Annotated in this window: 16 protein-coding genes and 1 pseudogene; 14 read left to right on the top strand and 3 right to left on the bottom strand. The window is 55.2% G+C overall.

What is annotated here, in order from left to right:
• The first annotated feature begins 123 nt into the window (after positions 1-123).
• From hemA to hemF, 7 genes are all read left to right on the top strand, one after another.
• On the top strand, positions 124-1,428 hold the full coding sequence (hemA, locus tag VAE57_RS13220; RefSeq protein ID WP_322822342.1) for a glutamyl-tRNA reductase: 1,305 nt from the start codon (positions 124-126) through the stop codon (positions 1,426-1,428).
• A gap of 8 nt (positions 1,429-1,436) precedes the next feature.
• Entirely contained in the window at positions 1,437-2,411 is a 975-nt protein-coding gene (gene hemC, locus VAE57_RS13215) for a hydroxymethylbilane synthase (protein WP_322822341.1), read from the top strand.
• Positions 2,408-3,160, top strand: a complete 753-nt coding sequence (locus VAE57_RS13210) for a uroporphyrinogen-III synthase (RefSeq protein ID WP_322822340.1) — start codon at positions 2,408-2,410, stop codon at positions 3,158-3,160. The genes hemC and VAE57_RS13210 overlap by 4 nt, the downstream gene beginning before the upstream one ends.
• A gap of 4 nt (positions 3,161-3,164) precedes the next feature.
• Positions 3,165-4,223 (top strand): porphobilinogen synthase, encoded by a 1,059-nt coding sequence (gene hemB, locus VAE57_RS13205; RefSeq protein ID WP_322822339.1) that lies wholly within the window; start codon positions 3,165-3,167, stop codon positions 4,221-4,223.
• 261 nt (positions 4,224-4,484) lie between these two features.
• The gene (gene hemE / locus VAE57_RS13200) at positions 4,485-5,555 is read left to right on the top strand and encodes a uroporphyrinogen decarboxylase (RefSeq protein WP_322822338.1); all 1,071 of its coding nucleotides are present in this window, start codon (positions 4,485-4,487) and stop codon (positions 5,553-5,555) included.
• Entirely contained in the window at positions 5,552-6,880 is a 1,329-nt protein-coding gene (gene hemL, locus VAE57_RS13195) for a glutamate-1-semialdehyde 2,1-aminomutase (RefSeq protein ID WP_322822337.1), read from the top strand. Before hemE ends, hemL begins: the two co-directional genes overlap by 4 nt.
• Positions 6,881-6,891: 11 nt before the next feature.
• Complete coding sequence (gene hemF, locus VAE57_RS13190) at positions 6,892-7,800, top strand: oxygen-dependent coproporphyrinogen oxidase (RefSeq protein WP_322822336.1); 909 nt, start codon at positions 6,892-6,894, stop codon at positions 7,798-7,800.
• Between the two features lie 170 nt (positions 7,801-7,970).
• Here the strand turns inward: hemF and pepF are convergent, their stop codons facing one another.
• A complete protein-coding gene (pepF, locus tag VAE57_RS13185) occupies positions 7,971-9,779 on the bottom strand; it encodes an oligoendopeptidase F (RefSeq protein ID WP_322822335.1) in 1,809 nt (602 codons plus the stop codon).
• Between the two features lie 1,115 nt (positions 9,780-10,894).
• Here pepF and VAE57_RS13180 point away from each other — a divergent pair.
• The 4 genes from VAE57_RS13180 (at position 10,895) to VAE57_RS13170 (ending at position 13,165) form a co-directional block, all read left to right on the top strand.
• Entirely contained in the window at positions 10,895-11,974 is a 1,080-nt protein-coding gene (locus VAE57_RS13180) for a DNA cytosine methyltransferase (RefSeq protein ID WP_322822334.1), read from the top strand.
• Positions 11,896-12,069, top strand: coding sequence for a hypothetical protein (locus VAE57_RS18815; protein ID WP_416208455.1), 174 nt, complete (start codon positions 11,896-11,898; stop codon positions 12,067-12,069). Before VAE57_RS13180 ends, VAE57_RS18815 begins: the two co-directional genes overlap by 79 nt.
• Entirely contained in the window at positions 12,053-12,571 is a 519-nt protein-coding gene (locus tag VAE57_RS13175; protein WP_322822333.1) for a hypothetical protein, read from the top strand. Before VAE57_RS18815 ends, VAE57_RS13175 begins: the two co-directional genes overlap by 17 nt.
• A gap of 93 nt (positions 12,572-12,664) precedes the next feature.
• Positions 12,665-13,165, top strand: coding sequence for a hypothetical protein (locus tag VAE57_RS13170; protein ID WP_322822332.1), 501 nt, complete (start codon positions 12,665-12,667; stop codon positions 13,163-13,165).
• Between the two features lie 381 nt (positions 13,166-13,546).
• On the opposite strand, the gene VAE57_RS13165 is transcribed toward VAE57_RS13170, so the two are convergent.
• Together VAE57_RS13165 and VAE57_RS13160 are read right to left on the bottom strand one after the other, a co-directional pair.
• On the bottom strand, positions 13,547-14,755 hold the full coding sequence (locus VAE57_RS13165) for an MFS transporter (protein ID WP_322822331.1): 1,209 nt from the start codon (positions 14,753-14,755) through the stop codon (positions 13,547-13,549).
• A 16-nt stretch (positions 14,756-14,771) separates the two neighbouring features.
• The gene (locus tag VAE57_RS13160; protein WP_322822330.1) at positions 14,772-16,376 is read right to left on the bottom strand and encodes an amidohydrolase; all 1,605 of its coding nucleotides are present in this window, start codon (positions 16,374-16,376) and stop codon (positions 14,772-14,774) included.
• 204 nt (positions 16,377-16,580) lie between these two features.
• On the opposite strand from VAE57_RS13160, the gene VAE57_RS13155 reads away from it, so the two are divergent.
• From VAE57_RS13155 to VAE57_RS18810, 3 genes and pseudogenes are all read left to right on the top strand, one after another.
• The gene (locus VAE57_RS13155; RefSeq protein WP_322822329.1) at positions 16,581-17,867 is read left to right on the top strand and encodes a hypothetical protein; all 1,287 of its coding nucleotides are present in this window, start codon (positions 16,581-16,583) and stop codon (positions 17,865-17,867) included.
• 737 nt (positions 17,868-18,604) lie between these two features.
• Positions 18,605-20,980 carry a LamG-like jellyroll fold domain-containing protein gene (locus tag VAE57_RS13150; RefSeq protein ID WP_322822328.1) on the top strand — a complete coding sequence of 792 codons (2,376 nt, stop codon included), beginning with the start codon at positions 18,605-18,607 and terminating at the stop codon, positions 20,978-20,980.
• A 642-nt stretch (positions 20,981-21,622) separates the two neighbouring features.
• Positions 21,623-22,791, top strand: a pseudogene (locus tag VAE57_RS18810) (choice-of-anchor I family protein); the annotation flags it as partial.

Genomic DNA, 22,791 nt, shown 5'->3' with positions numbered 1-22,791 from the left:
ATCAACGCGAAGAGGCGTCGGCGCGGGCAGGTAGGTCTTTTGTCGCCATCCGCCTGTCTGGATACAATGGTTCACCATTCGGTGTCTTGCCGTGAGCATTTTGCAAAGCAAAGGATCAGGAGTATGAATCTGTTCCTTGCCGGTCTCGATCATACGACTGCGCCGGTTGAGATTCGTGAACAACTTGCCTTTAGCCAGACTGATTTACCCTCAGCTCTGATGCAATTGACCAGCTCAGAAACCGGCACGCCGCCGCTCTTTGCCGAGGCCGTGATTCTTTCGACCTGCAATCGAGTTGAATTGTACGGTGTAACGAACCCTGGAACGACGGCCCAACACGTTGTCGATTTTCTGGCAACCTTTCATCAGCGCCCAGCCGCGAGCTTTGTCCACACGCTCTATTTTTACCAGGGTGAAGCCGTTGCCCGTCATTTGTGTGCAACTGCCGCCGGGTTACGTTCGCTGGTGCTGGGAGAGGCCCAGATTCAGGGTCAGGTACGTAGTGCTTACGAAGCGGCGCAACGGATCGGTAGTGTCGGTTCGATCTTGCACCGTCTGTTTCAGATCGCCCTGGTAGCCGGGAAGCGGGTGCGCCACGAAACGACTATCGGGAAAGGGGCGGCGAGTGTTTCGCAGGCCGGTGTTGAGCTTGCCCGTCGTCGGCTCGGTGATCTGCGGGGTCGGGAGGTGTTGTTAATCGGTGGCGGTGAGGTGAGCGAGCTGGCTGCGCAGAACCTGATTGCCAATGGTGCTGATCGGTTGACAATCGTGAATCGCACGTCGGCGCGTGCTGCCGCCCTGGCCGAACGCTACGGTGCCGAGATGCTTGATTTTGGTGCGCTCCCCCAGGCGTTGGCCCGCGCCGACATTGTCATTAGCTCGACCGCAGCACCGGTACCAGTTATTTACCGCCATCACGTGGCCGAGGCGATTGCCCATAAACAGCGGGCACGCGCCTGTGGTGAGTGCGATCCGCCGACGATGTTATTGATCGATCTGGCTGTGCCCCGTGATATTGCTGCTGATGTCGCCCAGATTCCCGGTGTGTATCTCTTCACGGTTGATGATCTGCGTGAGGTTGTGAGTCACACCATTGAGTTACGGAGCGCAGTGCTGGAGATTGCCCAACAGATCGTTGAAGAGCAGATGCAGGAGTTTCTCTCTTGGATGCGCACTCAGGAGGCTCTGCCGGTACTGACAATGTTGCGTCAGCGGGCTGAAGAGGTACGGAATGAGGAACTGGCCCGTGCCTTGCGTCGCTTGCACGATCTCTCTCCCGAACAGCGAGCAGTGATCGAAGGACTGTCGCGGAGTATCGTGAACAAGCTGTTGCACCCGCCAACTCGTTGCCTACGCGAAGCTGCCGCACATGGCCAGGGCAAGCGCTACGCTTCCATTCTGGCCGAACTCTTTAATCTGGAGCATTGAGAGGAGTTATGGCACGTTTACTACTTGGTACTCGTGGTTCGGCACTTGCCCGTGTTCAGTCCGAGTGGGTTGCCGATGCGCTCCGCACGGCCTTTCCCTCGTTAGAGGTAGATCTGCGGATTATTTCGACCACCGGTGATCGGGTGCTCGATGTGGCCTTGTCAGCGGTTGGTGACAAAGGTCTGTTCGTAAAAGAACTTGAGCATGCCCTGCTGGCCGGTGAGGTTGATCTGTGCGTGCATAGCGCAAAAGATATGCCGACGGTGACCCCGGATGGTCTGGTGTTGGCGGCGTTTCCGGTGCGCGTTGATCCGCGAGATGTGCTGGTTGTCCGTCAGGCCGGTTTGGGCACCGATCTCGCTTCGTTGCCTGCCGGTGCACGGGTGGGTACGTCAAGCCTGCGGCGGACCAGTCAGGTGCGCCATCATCGCCCTGATCTGCAATTGACTGACGTTCGGGGCAATGTTGATACGCGCCTGCGTAAACTGGCCTCCGGTCAGTACGATGCGCTCATTCTGGCTGCGGCTGGGTTGCGGCGTCTGGGTTTGTGGGATGGCTCCCCCGGCGCACAGATCGGCGAAGCGGTTGTGTATCCGCTTGAGCCATCGGTGATGCTGCCGGCGGTGGCGCAGGGTATTCTGGCTATCGAGACCCGCGCCGATGATGAAGCAACGCGCACACTGGTAGAGTCACTTGACAATCCGGCGGCCAGGTCGGCGGCACTCGCTGAACGTGCGTTGTTGCGTCGTCTGGAAGGTGGCTGTCAGATTCCGGTGGCAGCTCATGCGGTTGTGACTGATACCGGTATGTACCTGCGTGGGATGGTGGCTACTCTTGATGGCAGTACGCTGGTGTTCGCCGAACAGACCGGTGACCCGGCTCAGGCCGAGGTGTTGGGCATGGCGGTTGCCGAAGAATTACTGGCTCGCGGCGGTGACGCGATTCTTACCGCTATCCGTCATCAGTTGGAGGCACGACGATGAGGGGACTGGCTGGTCGTCGAATCGCTATTACGCGCCCTGCCGGACGTGGCGATACACTGGCTGCACGCTTGCAAGCGCTCGGTGCGATTCCACTTCTGACGCCACTGATTGCCTATACGCCGCAACCCGATCCGGTACCATTGCAGCAGGCGCTCAATCGTCTGGCTACTGGTGCGTATCACTGGCTGGTCGTGACCAGCCGGCAGACAGTGAAGGTGTTGGCTGACGCCACAATTCCCGAATCGACCGCCATTGCGGCGGTTGGTAAAGCGACTGCTGGCGATTGTCGGCGGGCCTGGGGGCGCGAACCCACGGTCGTTCCTGATACCGAGATCGGCAGTGCCTTGCCGGCGATCATGGGGCAGCTTGCCGGGAAGCGTGTCTTGTTGCCCTGCGCGGATATTGCTCCGCCAACTCTCACCGAAGCCCTTCGCGCTGCTGGCGCCGATGTTGATCGGGTTACTGCATATTGCACTGTGGCTGGCCCTGGTCTTGCCGATTTGCAACGTATGATCGATGATGGTGCGGTTGACGCTATCGTGCTCGCCAGTGGTTCGGCAGTTCGCCAGTTGCATCAGCTTCGTGTACCGACTGGCTTACCGCCACTGGTCTGCATTGGCCCCAGCACGGCTGCCGTTTGCGCTGATCTTGGTCTCCCTATTGCTGGTGTTGCCGAACGTCCAAACGACGATGCGCTGATTGCTGTGCTTGAACAGGTTTTTACACCGTATTGTGAAGTGAAGGAGTAAGGCAGTGGATGTGCTCTCACGTCATACACCGGCCACGAATGGTACGACGACGCAGGTACCAACGCCGGTTCACCGTCCGCGCCGATTGCGGATCAGTCCGGCCATGCGCGATCTGGTGCGCGAAACTCGCCTGACACCGGCCCAGTTGATTGCCCCAATCTTTGTCCGTCACGGCCATAACCTGCGCAATCCGATTGCCTCGATGCCCGGTCAGTACCAGATGTCTCCCGACCAGGCTGCCCGCGAAGCGCGCGAGCTAGCAGTCCTCGGAATTCGAGCCGTACTCCTGTTTGGGATTCCGGCCCACAAGGATCCGTGTGGTAGCGAGAATGCTGACCCGGCGGGGATTGTGCCCCAGGCGATCCAGGCCATCAAAGCTGAAGTGCCCGGGATGGTGGTTATCAGCGATATGTGCTTCTGCGAGTACACCGATCACGGTCACTGCGGTGTGCTCAATGCACCGACGCGCGATGATTTTCAACCGCAGTTGGGTGAAGGGTACCTGCTTAACGATCCAACCCTGGCGCTGCTGGCCGAAGCATCGGTAGTGCATGCCCGTGCCGGAGCCGATATTATTGCCCCTTCTGGCATGATCGATGGCATGGTGGCGGCGATTCGCTCGGCGCTGGACGCTGCGGGGCTGAGCCATACCGCGATCATGAGCTATGCCGCAAAGTATGCCAGCGGTTTTTATGCTCCCTTCCGTGATGCTGCCGAAAGTCCGCCTCAGTTCGGTGATCGGAGCCAGTACCAGATGGATCCGGCCAATGCGCGTGAAGCACTGCGTGAAGTCGATCTCGATGTTGCGGAGGGGGCAGATATCCTGATGGTCAAACCGGCACTCGCCTACCTCGACATTATCCGGCAGGTGCGCGACCGCCATGCATTGCCGCTGGCAGCGTATCAGGTGAGCGGCGAGTACAGTATGGTGAAGGCCGCAGCATTACAGGGCTGGCTCGACGAGCAGCGGATTGCGTTGGAGATGCTGACCGCCATTCGACGTGCCGGCGCTGACATGATTATCACCTATTGGGCCAGAGAAGCCGCCGAATGGCTTGGATGATTGGTGGTGAGCGAGGTCTTCAATCCGCGCTCAGCAGCGTCAACGCGGGGGAAGGGATTGCACCACCGAGGCACCGAGGACGCAGAGATAACCAAAAAATTCTGTGCCCTCCGTGTCTCTGTGGTGACCCGACCCGCTGCTGAGGGGGGATAGGATTGCACCACCGAGGCACAGCAGACACAGAGATAACAAAAAAACCTCTGTGCCCTCTGTGTCTTTGTGGTAACCCAACCCGCCATTGTAAAGATTGAGAGGAGTGCAATGCGAGATCGTTTTCTGTGCGCATGTCGTCGTCAGCCAGTTGATCGCACACCGATCTGGTTAATGCGCCAGGCTGGACGTTATATGCCGGAATATCGGGCCATCCGCGAGCGCTATGGCTTTTTGCAGATGGTTAAAACCCCAGAAGTTGCCGCCGAGGTGACGCTCCAGCCTGTGAAGGCGTTTGGCGTTGATGCAGCGATTATCTTTGCCGATATTCTGCCCCCACTCGAAGGGCTAGGGTTACAGCTCACGTATGAAAAAGGGGAAGGGCCGGTCATCCACAACCCGATCCGCAGCCCGCATGATGTCAGTGCATTACGTTCGTGCGATCCGCGCGAGACGGTTGCCTATACTCTGGCGGCGCTGCAACTTGTCAAGCGGGAGCTGAACGGTTTACCACTCATCGGGTTCAGCGGTGCGCCATTTACGCTCGCCAGTTATGCCATTGAAGGTGGTGGATCGCGCGAATATCGGCTTACCAAGCGCTTTATGTACGAGCAACCGGCAGCGTGGCACGATCTGATGGAACGTCTCAGCCGGTTAGTTGCCGACTATCTAATCGCTCAGATCGAAGCCGGTGCCGACGCGGTCCAGATTTTTGATAGCTGGGCCGGTGCTCTCTCGCCTGCCGACTACCGGGCGTATGTGCTACGCCATACCCAGGCGCTCGTGCAAACAATCCGCGCCCGTTTAGGCGAGGCAACACCACCAATTATTTACTTTGGTACCGATATGGCCGGCCTGGCCGGCGAAGTGCGCCAGATCGGAGCTGATGTGCTCGGTGTGGACTGGCGGATCGATCTTGATGTGGCCTGGGCGCAGTACGGGTTCAATCATGCGGTTCAGGGCAATCTCGATCCAATGACCCTCTTTGCACCGCCGTCGATCATTGCCGCTCGTGCCCGTGACATTCTGGAACGGGCCGGTGGGCGTCCGGGACACATTTTTAATCTCGGTCACGGTATCCTCACCGAGACACCCGTTGATCACGTGCGCTATCTGGTCGAGTTTGTCCAATCGTATCCGCTCCCAGCTACCGCTCCCGTCCTTCAGGAGGTTGTGCAATGAGTGTTGCAACCGAACGCTACAGCCGTTCGCAGGCCGATTATGCTGCTGCCCGGGATGTGATTCCCGGTGGCGTTAATTCGCCGGTGCGGGCTTTTCGAGGAGTTGGCGGAACCCCTATCTTCTTCGAGCGTGGGCAGGGCGCTTATGTGTGGGATGTCGATGGCAATCGCTACATCGACTACGTGCTCTCGTGGGGGCCGCTCCTGCTCGGTCACGCCCATCCTGCGGTCGTCGAGGCAATTACCCTTCAAGCGCAACGGGGTACCAGCTTCGGTGCGCCAACCGAGCTGGAGACCGAACTTGCCCGGCTGGTGATCGAACTGGTGCCTTCAATTGAACAGATTCGCTTTGTCAACAGCGGCACCGAGGCAACGATGAGCGCACTGCGTCTGGCTCGTGCCGCCACTGGTCGTCGCCTGATTGTCAAGTTCAACGGTTGCTACCACGGCCATGCCGATATGCTGCTGGTGCAGGCGGGTAGTGGGGTGGCGACCCTTGGCCTGCCTGATAGCCCCGGCGTACCGCCATCGGTGGCTGCCGAGACTATCACCATCGAGTACAACGACCTCGATGCGGCGGCGGCATTGTTTGCCAACCGTGGTGACGAGATTGCGGCTGTGATTGTTGAACCTATTGCCGCCAATATGGGCTTTGTGCTGCCCAAACCGGGCTTCCTGAGTGGGTTACGTGAACTGACCCAGGCCTACGGTGCGATCTTCATTCTCGACGAAGTGATGACCGGTTTCCGGGTGGCGGCGGGTGGTGCGCAGGCGCTCTGGGGCCTTGATCCCGATCTGACCTGTCTGGGGAAGGTCATCGGCGGTGGTTTACCGGTAGGTGCCTATGCCGGTAAACGGCAATTTATGCAACTGGTTGCACCTGCCGGGCCAATGTATCAGGCTGGCACACTGAGTGGTAACCCTCTGGCGATGATTGCCGGCCTGACGACCCTCCGTACCGCTTTTGGCGGGGATGCCCGATCCTTCCAGCAGGCAGTCACCCGTACTGCCCGGCTTGCCGATGGCCTGCGTATGCTTGGCGAACGCTATCGCATTCCGGTGCAGGTCGGCAACGTCGGCACTATGTTCGGCTGCTACTTTTTGCGTCAAGAGGGGAGCCAGATCACCAGCTATGCCGAAGCAAAAGCCTACGCCGACCCCCAGCGCTACGCTCGCTTCTTCTGGGCGATGGCCGATCAGGGCATCTATCTGGCCCCGTCACAGTTTGAGGCCGGCTTCCTCAGCACGGCTCACACCGATGCAGACATCGATGAAACGCTGGCGGCGGCAGAAGTGGCGTTTGCTGAACTGGCATCGGCGGAATGAGGAGATCACATATGACAATCACCGATACCCGTACCATCGTGCATGATCTGATGCGGAGTGGTCAGCAGCGGCTATGCGCCGCCTTTGAAGAGATCGATCAGCACGCTCAGTTTGTTGCCGAGAGTTGGGAGCGTCCGGGTGGTGGTGGCGGCACCGCACGGGTGATGACAGAAGGGGCTGTCTTCGAGCGGGCCGGGGTCAATGTCTCGGCGGTTTATGGTAGTGAAGTACCACCGAGCATCTGGCAACACCGCCCCTCAACCCGTGGTCAGGCCTATTTCGCCACCGGTATCTCGATGGTGCTGCACCCGCGCAACCCCTACGTACCGGCGTTTCATGCCAATTTTCGCTATTTTGAAGCTGGCGATGACTGGTGGTTTGGTGGGGGGATGGACCTCACCCCCAGCTACGGTTTCGCTGAAGATGCCCGCCATTTTCACGTAACGTTACGCGACTATTGTGCCCGCCACCCGATTGCCGACTATCGTGAAATGAAGGCGACCTGCGATAACTACTTCTTCCTCAAGCATCGCAACGAAATGCGCGGGATTGGTGGCATCTTCTTCGATGATCTGCATCCTGCCGGTGACGATGGCTTCGAGTGCGCCTTCGCCTTCGTGAGTGATGGCATTACCACCATCCTCGACGCCTACCTGCCCATTGTGCGTCGTCGTATGCACACCCCATACGGTGAACGCGAACGCATGTGGCAACTCTACCGTCGTGGACGCTATGTCGAATTCAACCTGATCTACGACCGTGGCACCCTCTTTGGGCTGCAAACCGGGGGCAACATCGAAGCGATTTTAATGTCATTACCACCGCTGGCGCGCTGGCAATTCAAATACCAGCCCGAACCCGGTTCACCGGAAGCAGCGATGGCCGAATTTCTCAAGCCACGTGATTGGGCGGAGGAGTAGCTGTGTGTCTATACCACGCTGCATATCTGACAGCATACCGTTAGATTGCACAGATTGCTTCCAATCCATCAGCACACTTCCAAACTCGTTGCATGTGAGCAAGGGCGACCAACCGGTCGCCCTTGCATTGATTTCGGAAAGATCTCGAAGCGGGCAATCCGCTTTCACCCTCAACCGGCCAACTGCTCAAGCTGATCAACCAGTCCGGCAAACGTATCCATCGCCGCCTGAATCGGCTCCGGTGACGTCATGTCAACACCGGCGTCACGTAGCAAATCAATCGATGAACGTGATGAGCCACTTCGCAAGAAGCGCAGGTAGCGTTCAATGGCCGGCTGACCCTCATTGATGATCTGGCGACTCAATGCCAGCGCCGCCGAGATACCGGTTGCGTATTGGTAGACATAAAAGTTGTAATAGAAATGAGGGATGCGCATCCACTCATACGCCAGCTCATCATCGACCTGCAACTCAGGGCCGTGGTAGCGAATGACCAGATCGCGATAATACTGGCTCAGGGCATCAGCAGTGAGCGGCTGACCGCGTTCGGCGTGTTCGTGCATCCACAACTCGAAGGCGGCAAACATGGTCTGACGGAAGATTGTGCTCCGAATCTCCTCAATCTGCTGCGCCAGCAAGCGTCGGCGCAGAGCTTCATCAGCACCATTGGACAGCATGTAGTGGGTCAACAGTGCCTCGTTGAGTGTTGAAGCCACTTCAGCGACAAAAATCGTGTATTCGCCATAGACAAACGGCTGATGGGTACGGGTGAAGTAGGAGTGGAGCGAATGGCCCAACTCGTGTGCCAGCGTAAAGACATCGCGCAGCCGATCCTGGTAGTTCAGCAAAATGTAGGGCGGTGTGCCATACGAACCGCCGCTGTAAGCACCGCTGCGCTTTCCGACATTTTCATAGACATCGATCCAGCGGCGACTAAACATCTGCTCAAGCGCAGCGCTATACTCTTCTCCGAGAGGCCGGAAGGCAGAACGCATCAAATCGCACGCCTCGTGGTACGGAATCGTCAACTCGACATCGGGCACGGGTTGGACATACAAATCGTAGAAATGCAGCTCATCCAGGCCCAGCAAGCGACGCCGTACTGACAGATAGCGATGGAAGCGCGGTAAATTAGCTTCCACAGTTGCAATCAGGTTGTGGTACACCTCGACCGGAATCTCATTCGGCGCCAGTGCTGCCTCCAGCGCCGAGGAGTAATTGCGTAAGCGGGCTGCAATCACATGCGAACGGATCGCAGCACCCAGCGTTGTTGCAATTGTATTACGAAACGGCAGGAATGCGCTGTAGTATCCTTTGAATGCATCACGACGCACCCGCCGATCCTGGCTTTCGAGCAACCGGCCATAGCGAGCATGCGACAATTGCACCGGTTGACCGTTCTCATCCTCAATCGTCGAAAATTGCAGGTCTGAGTCGGTCAACATCGAGAACGTCCGGTATGGTGTACGGGCCAGATCGCTGAACTCGGCCATCACCTGCTCAACCTCAGCCGAGCGTATATGGGCGCGTTGCCGGTTCAACTTCTCTAACTCGTAGCGGTAGACGTGTAAATCGGGGGTGGCATCTACCCACGCCTCAATAGTCTCTGCCGGAATCGTCAACAGTTCAGGCTCGATAAAAGCCAGCGCAGCCTGTATCCGGGCGGCAAAGCTACTGGCGCGTTCAGCCAATCCCTGCCCAACCGGATTTGTGCTATCGCTATCCTTCAGATGTGTGGCATATATATAGAGTGCGTATAAGCGACGTCCAACCTCGTCGCGCAGCGTCAGCGCGGTCAGCAATTGAGCCGGGCCTTGAGCCAGGGTGCCTTGCAGCGCAGCCAGCTCTTGCGCTCGCGCCTCAACGGCACTCAATTCCTGCTCCCAGGCCGCTACATCGGGAAAAATCTGGCTCAAATCCCAGGTGTACTCTTCCGGTACCTCGGCACGGGTTGGAACTTTGCTGGTAGTTGTGGTCATAACACCTTCCTTTCTTCTCCTTCATCTGTTCATTATAAGCTGATTGAGCAATATTTGGTGTGGGAAGGAATAACGGCGATTGTCAGGTGGCACAAGGAATACCAACCATCGTCATGCTGATGTGAACAGGAATATGCGGGATCGCCTACCCGAAAAATCTTCCCGGCTGGATCGGCGAAGGCAATGCCTTGCAACTATGTTGTATATCCGCGCAGCAGTCGTGCGCAGTGATGCTCTTGTCGCATAGTTTGGTGTGTGGAAGCCATGCTTCCATTCTGCTCGATGTCAGGTGCATATCGCGCCGGCAAACCTATCGATGATGGTTACGACGTGCGATCGGTGAACGATCTTACGGCTTGTCAATAATCGATGAGATGACGTGAACTTACTCCATGACGTGACATCCTTCCAACTATCTCCTCCACCTGATATAGTAACTCAGGTTGTCACCTATGCCGTGAGCAGGCTATAGAGTCTGATTGTCAGGATGAATAGTACGAAGCTGCACTTAATACCGTATGGCGTAGCCGCATGAACGATGTGGGGAGCAATCAGTTCTCGCGGATGTGCTATGTCATGTCTCACGGTAACAACCCAGCTTATCCCCATCCTCTGTGCCTCTGTGGTGAAAATGGTAGCAATTTGGGTTGTAGCATGCTCTACCGGTGTAACATGGAATGTAAGAGTACGCCTTCTGCTGTACTCAATACGTCAGTCGTGAGTCACAGACATGGAACGTGACAATATCTTGTTGCAGAAGAATGAGCACCGGATTATGGGAACACCTATACAATCGTCGCTGCCAGGGTTACGAGAGTTTTAGGGTGACAATAGAGTTGGAAGTCGCAAACAATGATGAGGAGAAGTTTTCGCTATATCATTCGGTAACGGTGGTTTTCGTAGTAGCTCGATGGAAGTAATCTATGATGCGTCGAGTGATCTTTAAATCTCTGAAGTTCTGGATAGTTCAGGCAAGGTGCAGTTTTTAGTGCTAAATGCGCAAGCTCATAATATGATATAATGCAGTCAACACGTTACTATTCTCAAGATTTCATTATGTGAATTTCGTCTTGCTATAGTATTTATCTATAAGCAAATTATCTCATGTGCTTAATATGACAACGAAAGAATTGCAAAGTAGACATTTTAGAGAAATATTAGCAAAAGAAAGTTTAGGGATGCGCAAAACTTTTACTGCTTTATCTCTGTTTTCTGGTGCAGGCGGTATGGATATTGGAGTTATGCAAGCAGGTTTTGAAATCCTTGCTTGCATTGAAATCGATCCTTATGCTTGCGAAACATTACGTGCAAATATTGTTCGCGATAAACGTACAACAAAAGTTATTGAGAAAGATATTCGTGAGGTCGATCCATCACTCCTGATCGTAGAACTTGGATTACAAGCTGGCGAGTTAGACTTACTTTATGGCGGTCCTCCATGCCAGACTTTTTCACAAATTGGTAAAAGGCATAGTATTAACGACGAAAGGGGGCTGCTGCTTTTTGAAATGGTTCGTTTTGCAGAAGTTTTTCGACCAAAGGCTATCTTGATAGAACAAGTCAAGGGATTACTCAACGCACAAGATCAGCAAAACAAACCGGGTGGTGTTTTTAAGCAACTTGTAGCACAGTTAGAAACACTAGGATACTGTTCTAAGTGGAAATTACTGAATGCTGCCGATTATGGTGTACCACAGTTACGCCAACGACTATTCATTGTCAGTACTATGCCCCCAAATCACTTTCAATTTCCTACACCTACTCACGGACCTGTAACGAAAGCAACGCCACTGTTTGCACTGGCTCCATATGTAACGGTAGGTGAGGCATTACAGGGTTTAGGTACACCTTGCGAGAAACAAAATGGATGTATCCCCGAAGATAGCCATCTTGATGTGACGCCGCAAGGAGACCGTCGCTGGATATATGGTGTTCCGGAGGGTTCACATCTGGCTAAACAAACACATTTGCCACCGGAACAACGTCGTAACCTTTCACGCAAGGACACTACCAAATTTAAGCGATTGTCCAGATCTGAACCTTCTAACACATTGCGGTGTGGGGAAATATTTTTTTTCATCCAACAGAAGATCGTTATCTCACACCACGAGAGTACATGCGATTACACGGCTACCCTGACGATTACGTGTTACGTGGTCCGATCCGTAGTCGTTCTGGTCGAGTTCGATTTTTAGATCAGCATCGACAGGTAGCAAACTCTGTACCTCCCCCCATCGCACGGATTTTGGCAGAAGTTATTGTGAGGACTTTTGATGCCCAGGATATTTGAGTTATTTGGTTATCCGTTATCATTACAAACGCCGGCAGCGCAGCAATGCCGACAACAGGCTTTCTGCCCTTTTACCCGTCGCGAGTGCGATGGTGGTGGTAATAGATATTCATCGCACATTGATATACCGGCAAATTCACCGTTGAAACAGTATTTTGCCGGACGCAATAGGGTTGCTGCCGGTATTTGTTCAATACAGTTAACCGAACATGAACCGCCGTGGATAGTTTGCCCGCGTCGCATTCTTTCCTGGGAGTATGAAGCAAATGATGGGCATGTTATCAAGCGAGGAGTCGCATATCAAATCTTGCATTTACTGAATTACCCATCTGGCTCAAAACTGGGAATTTGGCCAGAAGTTAAATTGCAGTTTGAAGAAGTTTCTACGAAAGGGGTAAAAAATTTTAATTATATGTTTGATTATATTGTGATGCCCGTAGCAGATGTTAGTCAGGACGATATGATGACACAGGTCAGTGGGAATTGGCAAACCTGGCGATGACGTTTTGAAAAGGGAGGATATATCATTAGCCAGAGAAAAGGTATTGATGTTGTTGAGGATGCTTCCTCAGGTGTACCGGGTATTATCGAGATAATGACTTCGAGTACCTCAGGTGGTAATAAGTCAAAGCGCACTACTGTTGCGCAGGCTTTTCAGGATGCTATCGCAGGTAAAGAGCATCATGCTCCTGGTATTAACAAGCGTCAGATTTGGGCCAGAATGGTGAGCCAGCTCATTGTTAAATCTGAGATCGCTATTGCCTGGGGTGGTAAAGCGATATGGGTTGTGCAAGATATGCTGGCATCATATATTTCCAGTTCAACAGCATTAAACCTTGCAGACTTTGTTGCTGAACAAACCGGAGAGGTTAACCTGCTAAGTGTGACTTACAGTGACCTTTCAATGAATCTCACTGATATATTGCAATTACGCCCTGATCTTTTATTTTCTGGCCCCATTTCATCTGCGCCAGACGAAGCACTACTAGAACCCGATTTTCGTGACATCATCCGCGCTCCTGTGCTTCCGTCATTGGAACGATTATTAGCCCGTCTGTCGGAAAACAAGCCTATGTATACAGTGATAGCACCGTGAGTGGATAGCAGCTACAAGACCGTTATCAGTAGAACTCATTTCAAAATTCGGTCAGTGACAGTAGCTTTCACCAGGACTGGGGAAACGTTCGCGGTGTAGTTGCACGTGCGTCGTGGAATGGGGGCTTGATGCCGCCCGACGCAGGCTCTAGCGAAACACAGCACTATCATACCCCTAGTTGCCACCTATACTGTGAGCAGGCACAGAGGCTGGCTGCCAGAAACGGCACGACGTTGCCATCAACACCGTGTGGTATAACCGCATAGAACGATGTGAGGAGCAGCCAGTTCTTATGGACGCACTTCATCACACCTCATGGTAGCAACCCAGGTTATGCCTATCCTCCGTGCCTCTGTGGTGACAAAGGGAGCAACTTAAGGTTTACGATCCCCGCACTTCCGCTTGCATCCCCGCAGGTATGTCGCGGGTGACGGTCGCTTTAGGGCGGCTTGGCAGGGTGAGCGCCAGAGCGGCTGCCGGTAAGCCGAGCAGCGTAACGCCGATCATCACGGTTTCAAGCCCAATCGTATCGGCAATGATGCCGCTGAGCCAGGTGCCGATGGCGCCGCTGGCAAAGGTGAAGCCGAGGATGAGACCCGATGCCAGTCCTTGCCGCACCGGTAAAATGCGTTGGGCATGTAAGACCAGGATGCTGTGCTGGCCACCGACGAGCATACCTGCCAGGCCGCATCCGATAAAGATTGCCCACAAGGGGGTAGCCATGAAGCAGGCCAGGCCGGCGGGAACGCTGAGGATGAGCGGCCAGACAGTTGCAGCCCGCATGCCGAAGCGGTCGGCCATCCAACCGTTAATCACATTGCCAATTGCGCCACTCGCCATGAAGGTGCCGGCCAGCGCCCCATAGATCGCCGGTTCCCACCCGCGATCACTGAATAGTTTGGGCAGGAATGATTGATAGACGGTTTGGATCGATGATCGCACAACTACCAGCACAATAAAGGCAATCAACAGCACGACAGCCAGCTTTGTCCAGTGGTAGGTGTTGGCTGTAGGAGCAGCGCGGTTCAGACGGCGACTCCGTGCGGTTTGCTGCGCCAGGAGTAATACGCCTGCCGGTACGACAGCTGCGAGCGCAATTGGTACGATGCCGGGTGTCCCGGCTACAGTCAACACAATACCGGCCAGGATTGGGCCGACCGCCAGGCCGATCTGTCCGCCGAAGAAGAAGATTGACGTTGCACTGGCCGGTTTGTCGGGCACGGCAGCCGCGGCACTGGCAGTGCCAATCGGGTGAAAGAGACCACTGCCGAGCGCGGCCAGGAGAAAACACGGCAGCAGGACAGTCCAGTTAGGGGCAAGGGCAACTCCCGTGTAGCAGAGTGCCATCCAGATTACGCCAATTGCTGCGAGTTGAAGGGTGCGTCCAGGTAGCCGGTCAGCTATCCAGCCAAAGAGTGGCTGTGATAGTGCCCCAAGGAGCGTGTAGACCGTCAGTGCTAAGCCAATCTGCTGATTGCTCAAACCGAGCGGTACCGCCAGTACCGCCAGTAGAACTGCTCCCAGACTGTTCAGCAGATCGATCATAAAATGACCACCGACAACGGCTGTGAAGACGCGATTACGCAGCATGTTGGCAATCCCTTTCTCAACGAGATGTGCGATTAAAAACGATGTTTCCCCCAACCATCGTTAGTTCGGCGTGCAATGTATGAAGGTGGGTTGCCGGTATCTGGAAGGGATCGCCATTGAGCACTGCCAGATCGGCAAACATGCCGGGGATGAGCCGGCCCCTTCGTTCGGCATCGGCACCAACAATTGTCGGGCCAATACAGTATGCCTCTAACGCTTCCGTCAGGGTTAATTGTTGTTCAGGATACCACCCTCCATCCGGCGTGCCATCGGTCGTTTGGCGGGTTACGGCAGCATGAATACCGGCCCACGGATCCATTGTCTCGACCGGTGCATCTGAGCCGAATGCCAGTGTTGCGCCGGCAGCGCACAGGCTGCGCCAGGCATAGCTGGTTACGCAACGTTTCCCCCATAGCCGCTCGGCCATCACCATATCAGCAGTACAGTGAATGGGTTGCATCGAAGCGATAACATTCAGCTCGGCGAAGCGCGGAATATCGTGAGGATCGAGAATCTGACAATGCTCTATCCGGTTGGGCAGGGCTAGAGGCGCAGCCGTAGCCCGGGCAGCGGCAATCGCATCGAGCACACTCCGATTTGCGGCGTCACCGATCGCATGCACGACAACGCTGATCCCATGAGCGTTGGCCCGCGTGACAATCTCTTGCAACTCGGCGGGAGGGATGACGGCGATGCCGGTATGATCTCGTCCTTCATACGGCAGCAGCATGTGCGCACTTTCAGAACCGAGCGATCCGTCCGCAAAGAGCTTCAGGCCGCCGATCCGCAACCAGTCATCACCCAGGCCACTGCGTAAACCGAGGGCAATGGCGTGGTCAAGATGAGCACCGGCGAGATGGGCCAGAACTCTGATGGTCAGATCGCCGGTATAGTAAAGGGTCTGCAGATCAATCAGGGTGTCGGGGCCATCCGTCGGGTTGGTGGCCGGTGGCACATGGAGAGCGGTTAAACCGTAGCTGAGCGCTTCATCAATCGCTAGCCGTAGTGCGGCAATGCGTTCGGCACGTGTAGGTGGTGGTACCACTGCCCGTACCAGCTCCATCGCAGTTTCGAGTAAGATGCCGGTCGGCTCTCCTTCATCATCGCGTTGAATCTGACCTCCAGCCGGATCGGGGGTTGCCGCCGTGATGCCGGCCAGTTCCAGTGCCCGACTATTCACCCAGAGCGAATGGCCGTCTTTCCGCGAGAGCATCGCCGGGCGATCCGGGCAAACCCGGTCGAGATCGGTACGTGTTGGCCAGTGTCCTCCCCACAGTGTATGATCCCATCCGTTGCCGCGCAACCATGCTCCGGCAGGAAGGCGCTGCGCAGCAGTTGCAATGTGATCAAGGGCGGCTGCATAATCGGTACATCCGGTCAAGCGTACCTGTTGACGGGCCAGTCCGTGGAGCACAATGTGGACGTGAGCGTCGGTTAGCCCCGGAACAACCGCTCGCCCTTGCAGATCAATCAGCTCGGCCTGGCTGCCGGCTGCCGCACGTACCAGACCTTCGTTACCCACGGCGATAATACGCTCGCCGCGAATGGCCAGTGCCCGTACTACCGGTTGCTTCGGATCGAGCGTGTAAATGGGGCCGTTGTAGATCATGATCGTCTTCATTGCGAGCCTCCTGCGCTGAGGGTGTTGCGTCGTATCCTACGCATCTCTCCCCGTTCTGTCAAATCTGAGTAGTCAAATATTTACACAGTCGAAAAGATTCTTAACTTCTGAACCTTCAACCTTCTTGCACACTGCAATCGTGGTATGATATGTCGGTATTTTGCAAATATCGTTAACAGGCTGTGTTCGGAGAGGAGGCCAGCCGTGACTAATCCGCGCACCAATTATGCTCTGGCAGGAGCAGCGCTCTTCAACCCGATGGCGGCGATGTACTGGCTTGATGTAATGCGCGGTCAACGTCCTGGCGCGGGACTCCTGTTGGTCAGCGCAGCAGGGGCTGTGTGTGCGGGATTAGCGGCTGAACCGCGTCGGCATCCATGGCGGGCACTTGCGAGTGGTCTGGCAGCCGCAGCCGGGGCAGCGCTGGTCGGCTGGGTGCTGCGGCGCTACGTGGATTGGGTGACTGAAGCAGCGGAGGTTGATGCTCCTGCACCAAATGCCCACGATCTGCTCTTGCCGGCAGCGGTAGTGTGTGCCGGTACGGTTGGCCTCTCGGCCCTGGTTGGACGCGAGCCTGAACGATATATTGAATATAGCGGTAAACACGGTGATTACCGCTGGATTTCAGCTATCCCCCATCCGGCGCAGCGCTGGCTGGCCTGGAGTGGGTACCTGTTGCATCAGTTCGCGATCTGGGGGTGTATCTACGCTGCTCAACACCAGCGCTTACCCTACACCGATGCTATGAAGCGGCTCAACTGGATTGCGCTGGCCGTTAATGCTGGTGGCGTGGCCCTGCACTATCTCCAGTCGCACTACACCTACGACGGACTGGCGCGTGATGTGCCTGAAGGGAGTGCACTTGGCTCTGTTGCGTTCATCCTGATGTTAACGCTGGCGCTCGAGTCGCCCCGGCGTGGTCTCTTCTTTGGCAGTCGGCGGGTCTTGCCACCACCTGAGTTAGTCCGCTTTTCCAGGCGCTTTCACGGCTATATCTTCTCGTGGGCATCGACGTATAATTTCTGGTATCATCCTATCGATCCGAAACCGCTGCATTACACTGGTCTCTTCCATACCCTCCTGCTCTTCGTACAATCGGCACTGATCTACACAAAAGCGCATCGTGACCCACGCTGGACACTGGCACTGGAGTTGATGGTGCTGCCGCATGCGGTTGTTTCGACGCTCTACAAGCGAAGTGGGTTGGGTGCAATGTTTACCTTCAGCCTGCTTGCGATGTTTGTCATCAATCAAATGCACGGCCTGGCTCTCTCACAACGGGCGCGGTGGACAATTGGTGCTACGTATGCGACAACCGCATTGACCTATTATGGTGTGCGTCGTGAGTGGCATCGCTTACCTGATATTCTGCGCATACCGATTCTTGAATATGGGGTGCTGGGGATTTTAGTCTTGCTATCGCTACTCATGCGGGCAGTGCGTCAGTCTAAAGAGCAATGGCTCGCCAACAAGACCTGGAACGCATCTTAGCAAACCGTGCCATTACGATGCCTTGTTGCAGCAGAGGCAGGCAGTTACAGCGAACCTGAAGCAGTATATCCTGATGCAGCACACCGGCCAGGAAGGGGTGTCGTCTATCTACAGTTGGGTTGCCTCTTGCCACCGCTAGGCGGGCTGTACCGTGTGGCGGGCTAAAGCCCTGCCTGACAGCGTACAAGCTCCTCCGGAATAGGCCCCCTCCCTGCCGGCTCGTGCAGGTTGAAGCCTCCCTCACGACCTGGAAGCCCCTCTGGGGCTAGGGGTACCTCTCCCCGCTACCAGGCAGCCCTGCCGGGGCTGCCATGGTGTGAGGCAGGTTTCAACCCGCCGATGACATCAACCCACCACCCGGCCCCCCTCCCCGCTGCCAGGCAGCCCTACCGGAGCTGTTACGGCGTGAGGCAGGGTTTCAACCCGCCGACACTCCAGCCCTTACTCCCGACATATTGCAGTGCGGGTGAGGGGAGACCAGAAGTCTGTGCTGGAGCTTCCTGCGCCACTCCTCTGTGCGCGGTAAAGGGGAAACCAGAAGCCTGTGCCAGGGTGTTCCGATATGGCAGCGGTTGCATTGTTCCATATGATCTGTTCACCCCTGGCGAGATAAGGGGGCGGGGAGTGCATCCCGTTTCGCCAAACCTTAGTACTTTGTCATCCAGGAAACTTTTGCCTCACAATGACGTTATGGTAGTATAGGTACAACATCAAGCCATTGCTGCATACGGTCAATTATGCATCGCTTTGCCTCCTGGCTGCTCATTGTGAGCTTCGTTGTTATCGCCAATCCGGTATACGCCCAGCCGACCGGTGGATGGAGCGTGGCTGAATTTCTCGCTCGCCATCCTGGCCCCTTGAAAGAACTTGAGGTTGATGGGAAACCTGCGGCACAGATTATCGAAGAGCAGAGTATCTACTTCGGCGTCAGTCCATTTCTCACCCTGGCTCTGCTTGAAGCAACAGCCGGTCTGATCAGCGATCCTGCCCCGCCGTCAATAGCCTTGAGTCACCCCTTCGGTCTGCACGGTCCTACCGGTTTCGTCGAACAGATCGTGTGGGTCAACCGGGAATTACGAGCCGGATTGGGGCCGTATCAGCAACCGCCAACCATTCGATTGCAAGATGGGTTGACCATCACCATCTCGCTTGACGAGCCGGCTGAGTGGATTGCTATGAAGCGATTTCTGGCCCAGGGCCGTGATTCGGTGACGTGGCTGGCAGCAGTGAAAGCCACCGCAGCGGCGCTTCGCACCTATTTCGACGGGCAGCTCGCACCGCCTGTCGTGGTGGCAACCGATGGTACCGGTTGGTTACGGGCACCATGGCCGATGGGTACGCGGGTTCATCATCTCGCCTATTTCGACCACATGTACCCGATGGTTGATAGCGGAGGAGATGGCAATAGCGAGATGGTTGACTATCTTGACCGGCGAAACGTGCAATACAATAGCCACGATGGTCATGATTATGTTTTCCCGGATGCACCGTTCTCCACTCCGATCCTTGCTGTCGCAAGTGGTACGGCGTATGCGTTTCGTGAGTCACGGGGTCTTGGCGTTGTCATTGTTCATCCCAACGGCTACGAAACCGTCTACTGGCATTTGAGTGCATTTGCGCCCATCTTTAACGAGGGCAATGGGGTGCGCGTTGCAACTGGTCAGCCGATTGGTGTGAGCGGTGCCAGTGGGGTGAGCGGTACTCCGCATCTGCACTTTGAAGTCCGGCGGTGGGAAGGGGGCATTCGCAAGCAGGTTGATCCGTATGGCTGGTTCGGCCCCGGCCCCGATCCCTGCCCGGCCTACGCCGGTTGTGCAGCCAGTACCTGGCTCTGGCATCCTGATCTGGTCGGTACCTACGATTTCACACCACCTGATTACACACCACCGGTGTCTGACACCACGCCACCGATTGGCACCATGCGTGTCGCACCGCCCGATCATCTCCGCCTTGCCGTGAGTTTCGATGGTCACACGCTTCAGACAGTTGGTCAGGGCATCCCATTCCTCAGTGGCAATCCACGTTTTACCAGCGGTCGCTTCGGTCAGGCAATGGTGAGCGACAATGCCATCGTTGCTTTACCCACGACCGGCAACCTCGATCTCGAACGAGGAACTATCAGCTTATGGGTTGAGATACCGGCCACCTTCCCCAGCAATAGCCTTAACCGCCACTATCTGTTTGCGACGAGTGCCGAACCGGAAGGGGCGCCTGTCTATACCGGAACCCTGGCCCTGCGCCGGGATCGGTCTGAGATTGATGGTCGTGCGCAGTGGACGTTCTGGACGGTGGCTGACGCCACCAGCGGTGAAGACCTGCTGAGCGTACCGGATACGTTGCGTGCTGGCTGGCACCACTTCGCGGTGAGCTGGGATGCAGCGAACGGGTATAAAGCCCTCTATATCGATGGCGTGTTGGTTGCCGAGCGAAACAACACCGTCTTACCGTATCTGCCCGGTGCGCTACTGTATATCGGACGCTTCAGCGCCAGTAGTCCCGCTGCCGGCGTAGCAATTGACGACCTGGCCATCTTCGCCTATCTCTTATCCCCGGCCGAAATTGCTGATCTGGCCGCAGCACCAGTATTATCCTCCGATCCGGTTGTGGTCAATGAACCCACAATCCGTATTGATACCAACGCTATGGACGACAACGGCGGTATTGTTGCGGTGTCGCTGAGCATTAACGGTGAGCAGAGCGATCCGTTACCGTATTACGATAGCTATCGCTGGCGTTTACCGTCAAGTGAAGGCGATCATGTGATAGAGGTGTCCTACGTTGATCGATCTGGCAACACGACTGTTGTATCACAGACAGTAACGCTCAATTTGCCACCACGGGCCAGTATACAGACTGAATGGCTCGAAACTGATACCATACGATTGCGTTTCGCTACCTATGATCAAGACACACCACTGGAGGTACAACTGAGTAACATCCCCGACTTCACCACGGCAGCCTGGCTACCGCTGGTACCGGAAATCCGCTGGCGATGGGACACCGGCGAAACCCGCCAGCTCTTCGTCCGTGTGCGCGATGCAAAAGGACTGGTTAGTGAGCCGATAGCTGTGCCCCTGTGGCATCAGGTCTTTGTGCCGTTGATGCAGCGGTGATTGCATTGCCTGCCAACACCAGCAACAAATGCTACCGCTGGAGACAGGAGGAATACGGCACTGTCATCGAGTTGTCGCATCATCCTGTCATACAAGGTTAATTACTTCCACTGCCCACAATTCAACTCATCAATATCATCAATGTTTAACGTCGCTATTACATCCATTTAATGTGACTTTTCTATATTCATGTGTCCGCGTGTAGACTTAAAGGAACGGTCGCCATGTATCTACGCAAATTGACCACGTTTGTCATTGCTGTGCTGTTGTTCGTTGTGATCTTTCCACTACCCGTTCTCGCTGCATCAATCCACCCCACATTCACTCTTCTTGCTACGTATTCAACCGGTCTTGGCGAGGCTTCTGCTGAAACTGTTGCATTCAACAACAATCGCATGTACGTAACGAATAGTGCCGATAACTCCCTCGATATCGTCGATCTCAGCGACACCCCCCAATCTGACTCGCACCAATCGTATCGATCTCTCTGCCTACGGTGCTGGACCGAATAGTGTTGCAGTACGAGGCAATCTGGTTGCGGTGGCAGTTGAAGCTGATCCAAAAACCGATCCCGGATCGGTGGTCTTTTTTAATGCATAGAGGCAATTCATCAATCAGGTTCAGGTCGGGGCATTGCCTGATATGTTGACGTTCACTCCGGATGGCGCACGTCTATTAGTTGCCAACGAAGGCGAGCCAAATGATGACTACACGATTGATCCCTATGGAACAATTAGTGTTATCCCAGTTGACGGCGATATTTCAGCCTTGACCGATGCTGATGTCATCAGTATAGGCTTTGCTGATTTCGAGATTGGCGGTGCCCGACGGAGTCAATTTGATACGGACACCCGCATCTTTGGGCCTACAGCAGGCGATCCTGATGCAGTGCAAAAGAATCTGGAGCCGGAATATATCACGGTAACTGCTGATAGCCAGACCGCGTATGTAACCCTCCAGGAGAATAATGCTATTGCCAGGATTAACCTGCAAACTTCCAGTGTCGAGTGGGTGCGCTCACTCGGTTTGAAGAATCATCTGCTGGTCGGCAATGGATTGGATGCCAATGATAGGGATAATGCCATCAACATTGCTACCTGGCCAGTTTACGGTATGTACTAACCGGATGCAATTGCTTCCTACACTGTTGGAAATCAGTTGTATCTGGTAACTGTTAATGAGGGCAATGCACGAGCTTACATTGGTTTTAATGAAGAGGTACGCCTGGGAAGTAACAGTTACCAGCTCGATCCTACCGAATTTCCGAATGCAACTGCACTGAAAGCAAACACAGCCCTGGGCCGCCTGACAGTCAGTAATGCGAGTGGCGATCTCGACAACGATGGTCAGTTTGACCAGATTCACGTATTTGGTGCTCGTTCCTTCTCGATCTGGAACGGTAATGGCGAGTTAGTATTCGACAGTGGCGACCAGATTGAGAGGATTGTCGCTGCAACGTATCCTGAATGTTTCAACAGTAACAATGCTGAAAACAACTTTGATAGCCGGAGCGATAACAAAGGTCCCGAACCAGAGGGGCTGACGCTTGGTGTAATCGGTGGTCGAACCTATGCATTTGTCGGATGGGAACGGCAGGGTGGTGCTATGATCTTCGATGTGAGCACACCTGACAGGTCGACATTCGTGCAATACGTCAACAATCGCTCCTTCAGCGGTGACACTGTGGGGCCGGATAGCGGGCCAGAAATCGTTCTCTTCGTACCGGCCAACCAGAGTCTGACCGGACGGGCATTACTTTTCCTGGCCAATGAGATTACCGGGACAGTCAGCATATACGAGGCAGGTTGGCG

This window comes from Chloroflexus sp., assembly GCF_034434295.1.
GTDB lineage: Bacteria > Chloroflexota > Chloroflexia > Chloroflexales > Chloroflexaceae > Chloroflexus.
The sequence above is the reverse complement of the archived record's forward strand: the minus strand, read 5'-3'. Positions and strand labels throughout refer to the sequence as shown.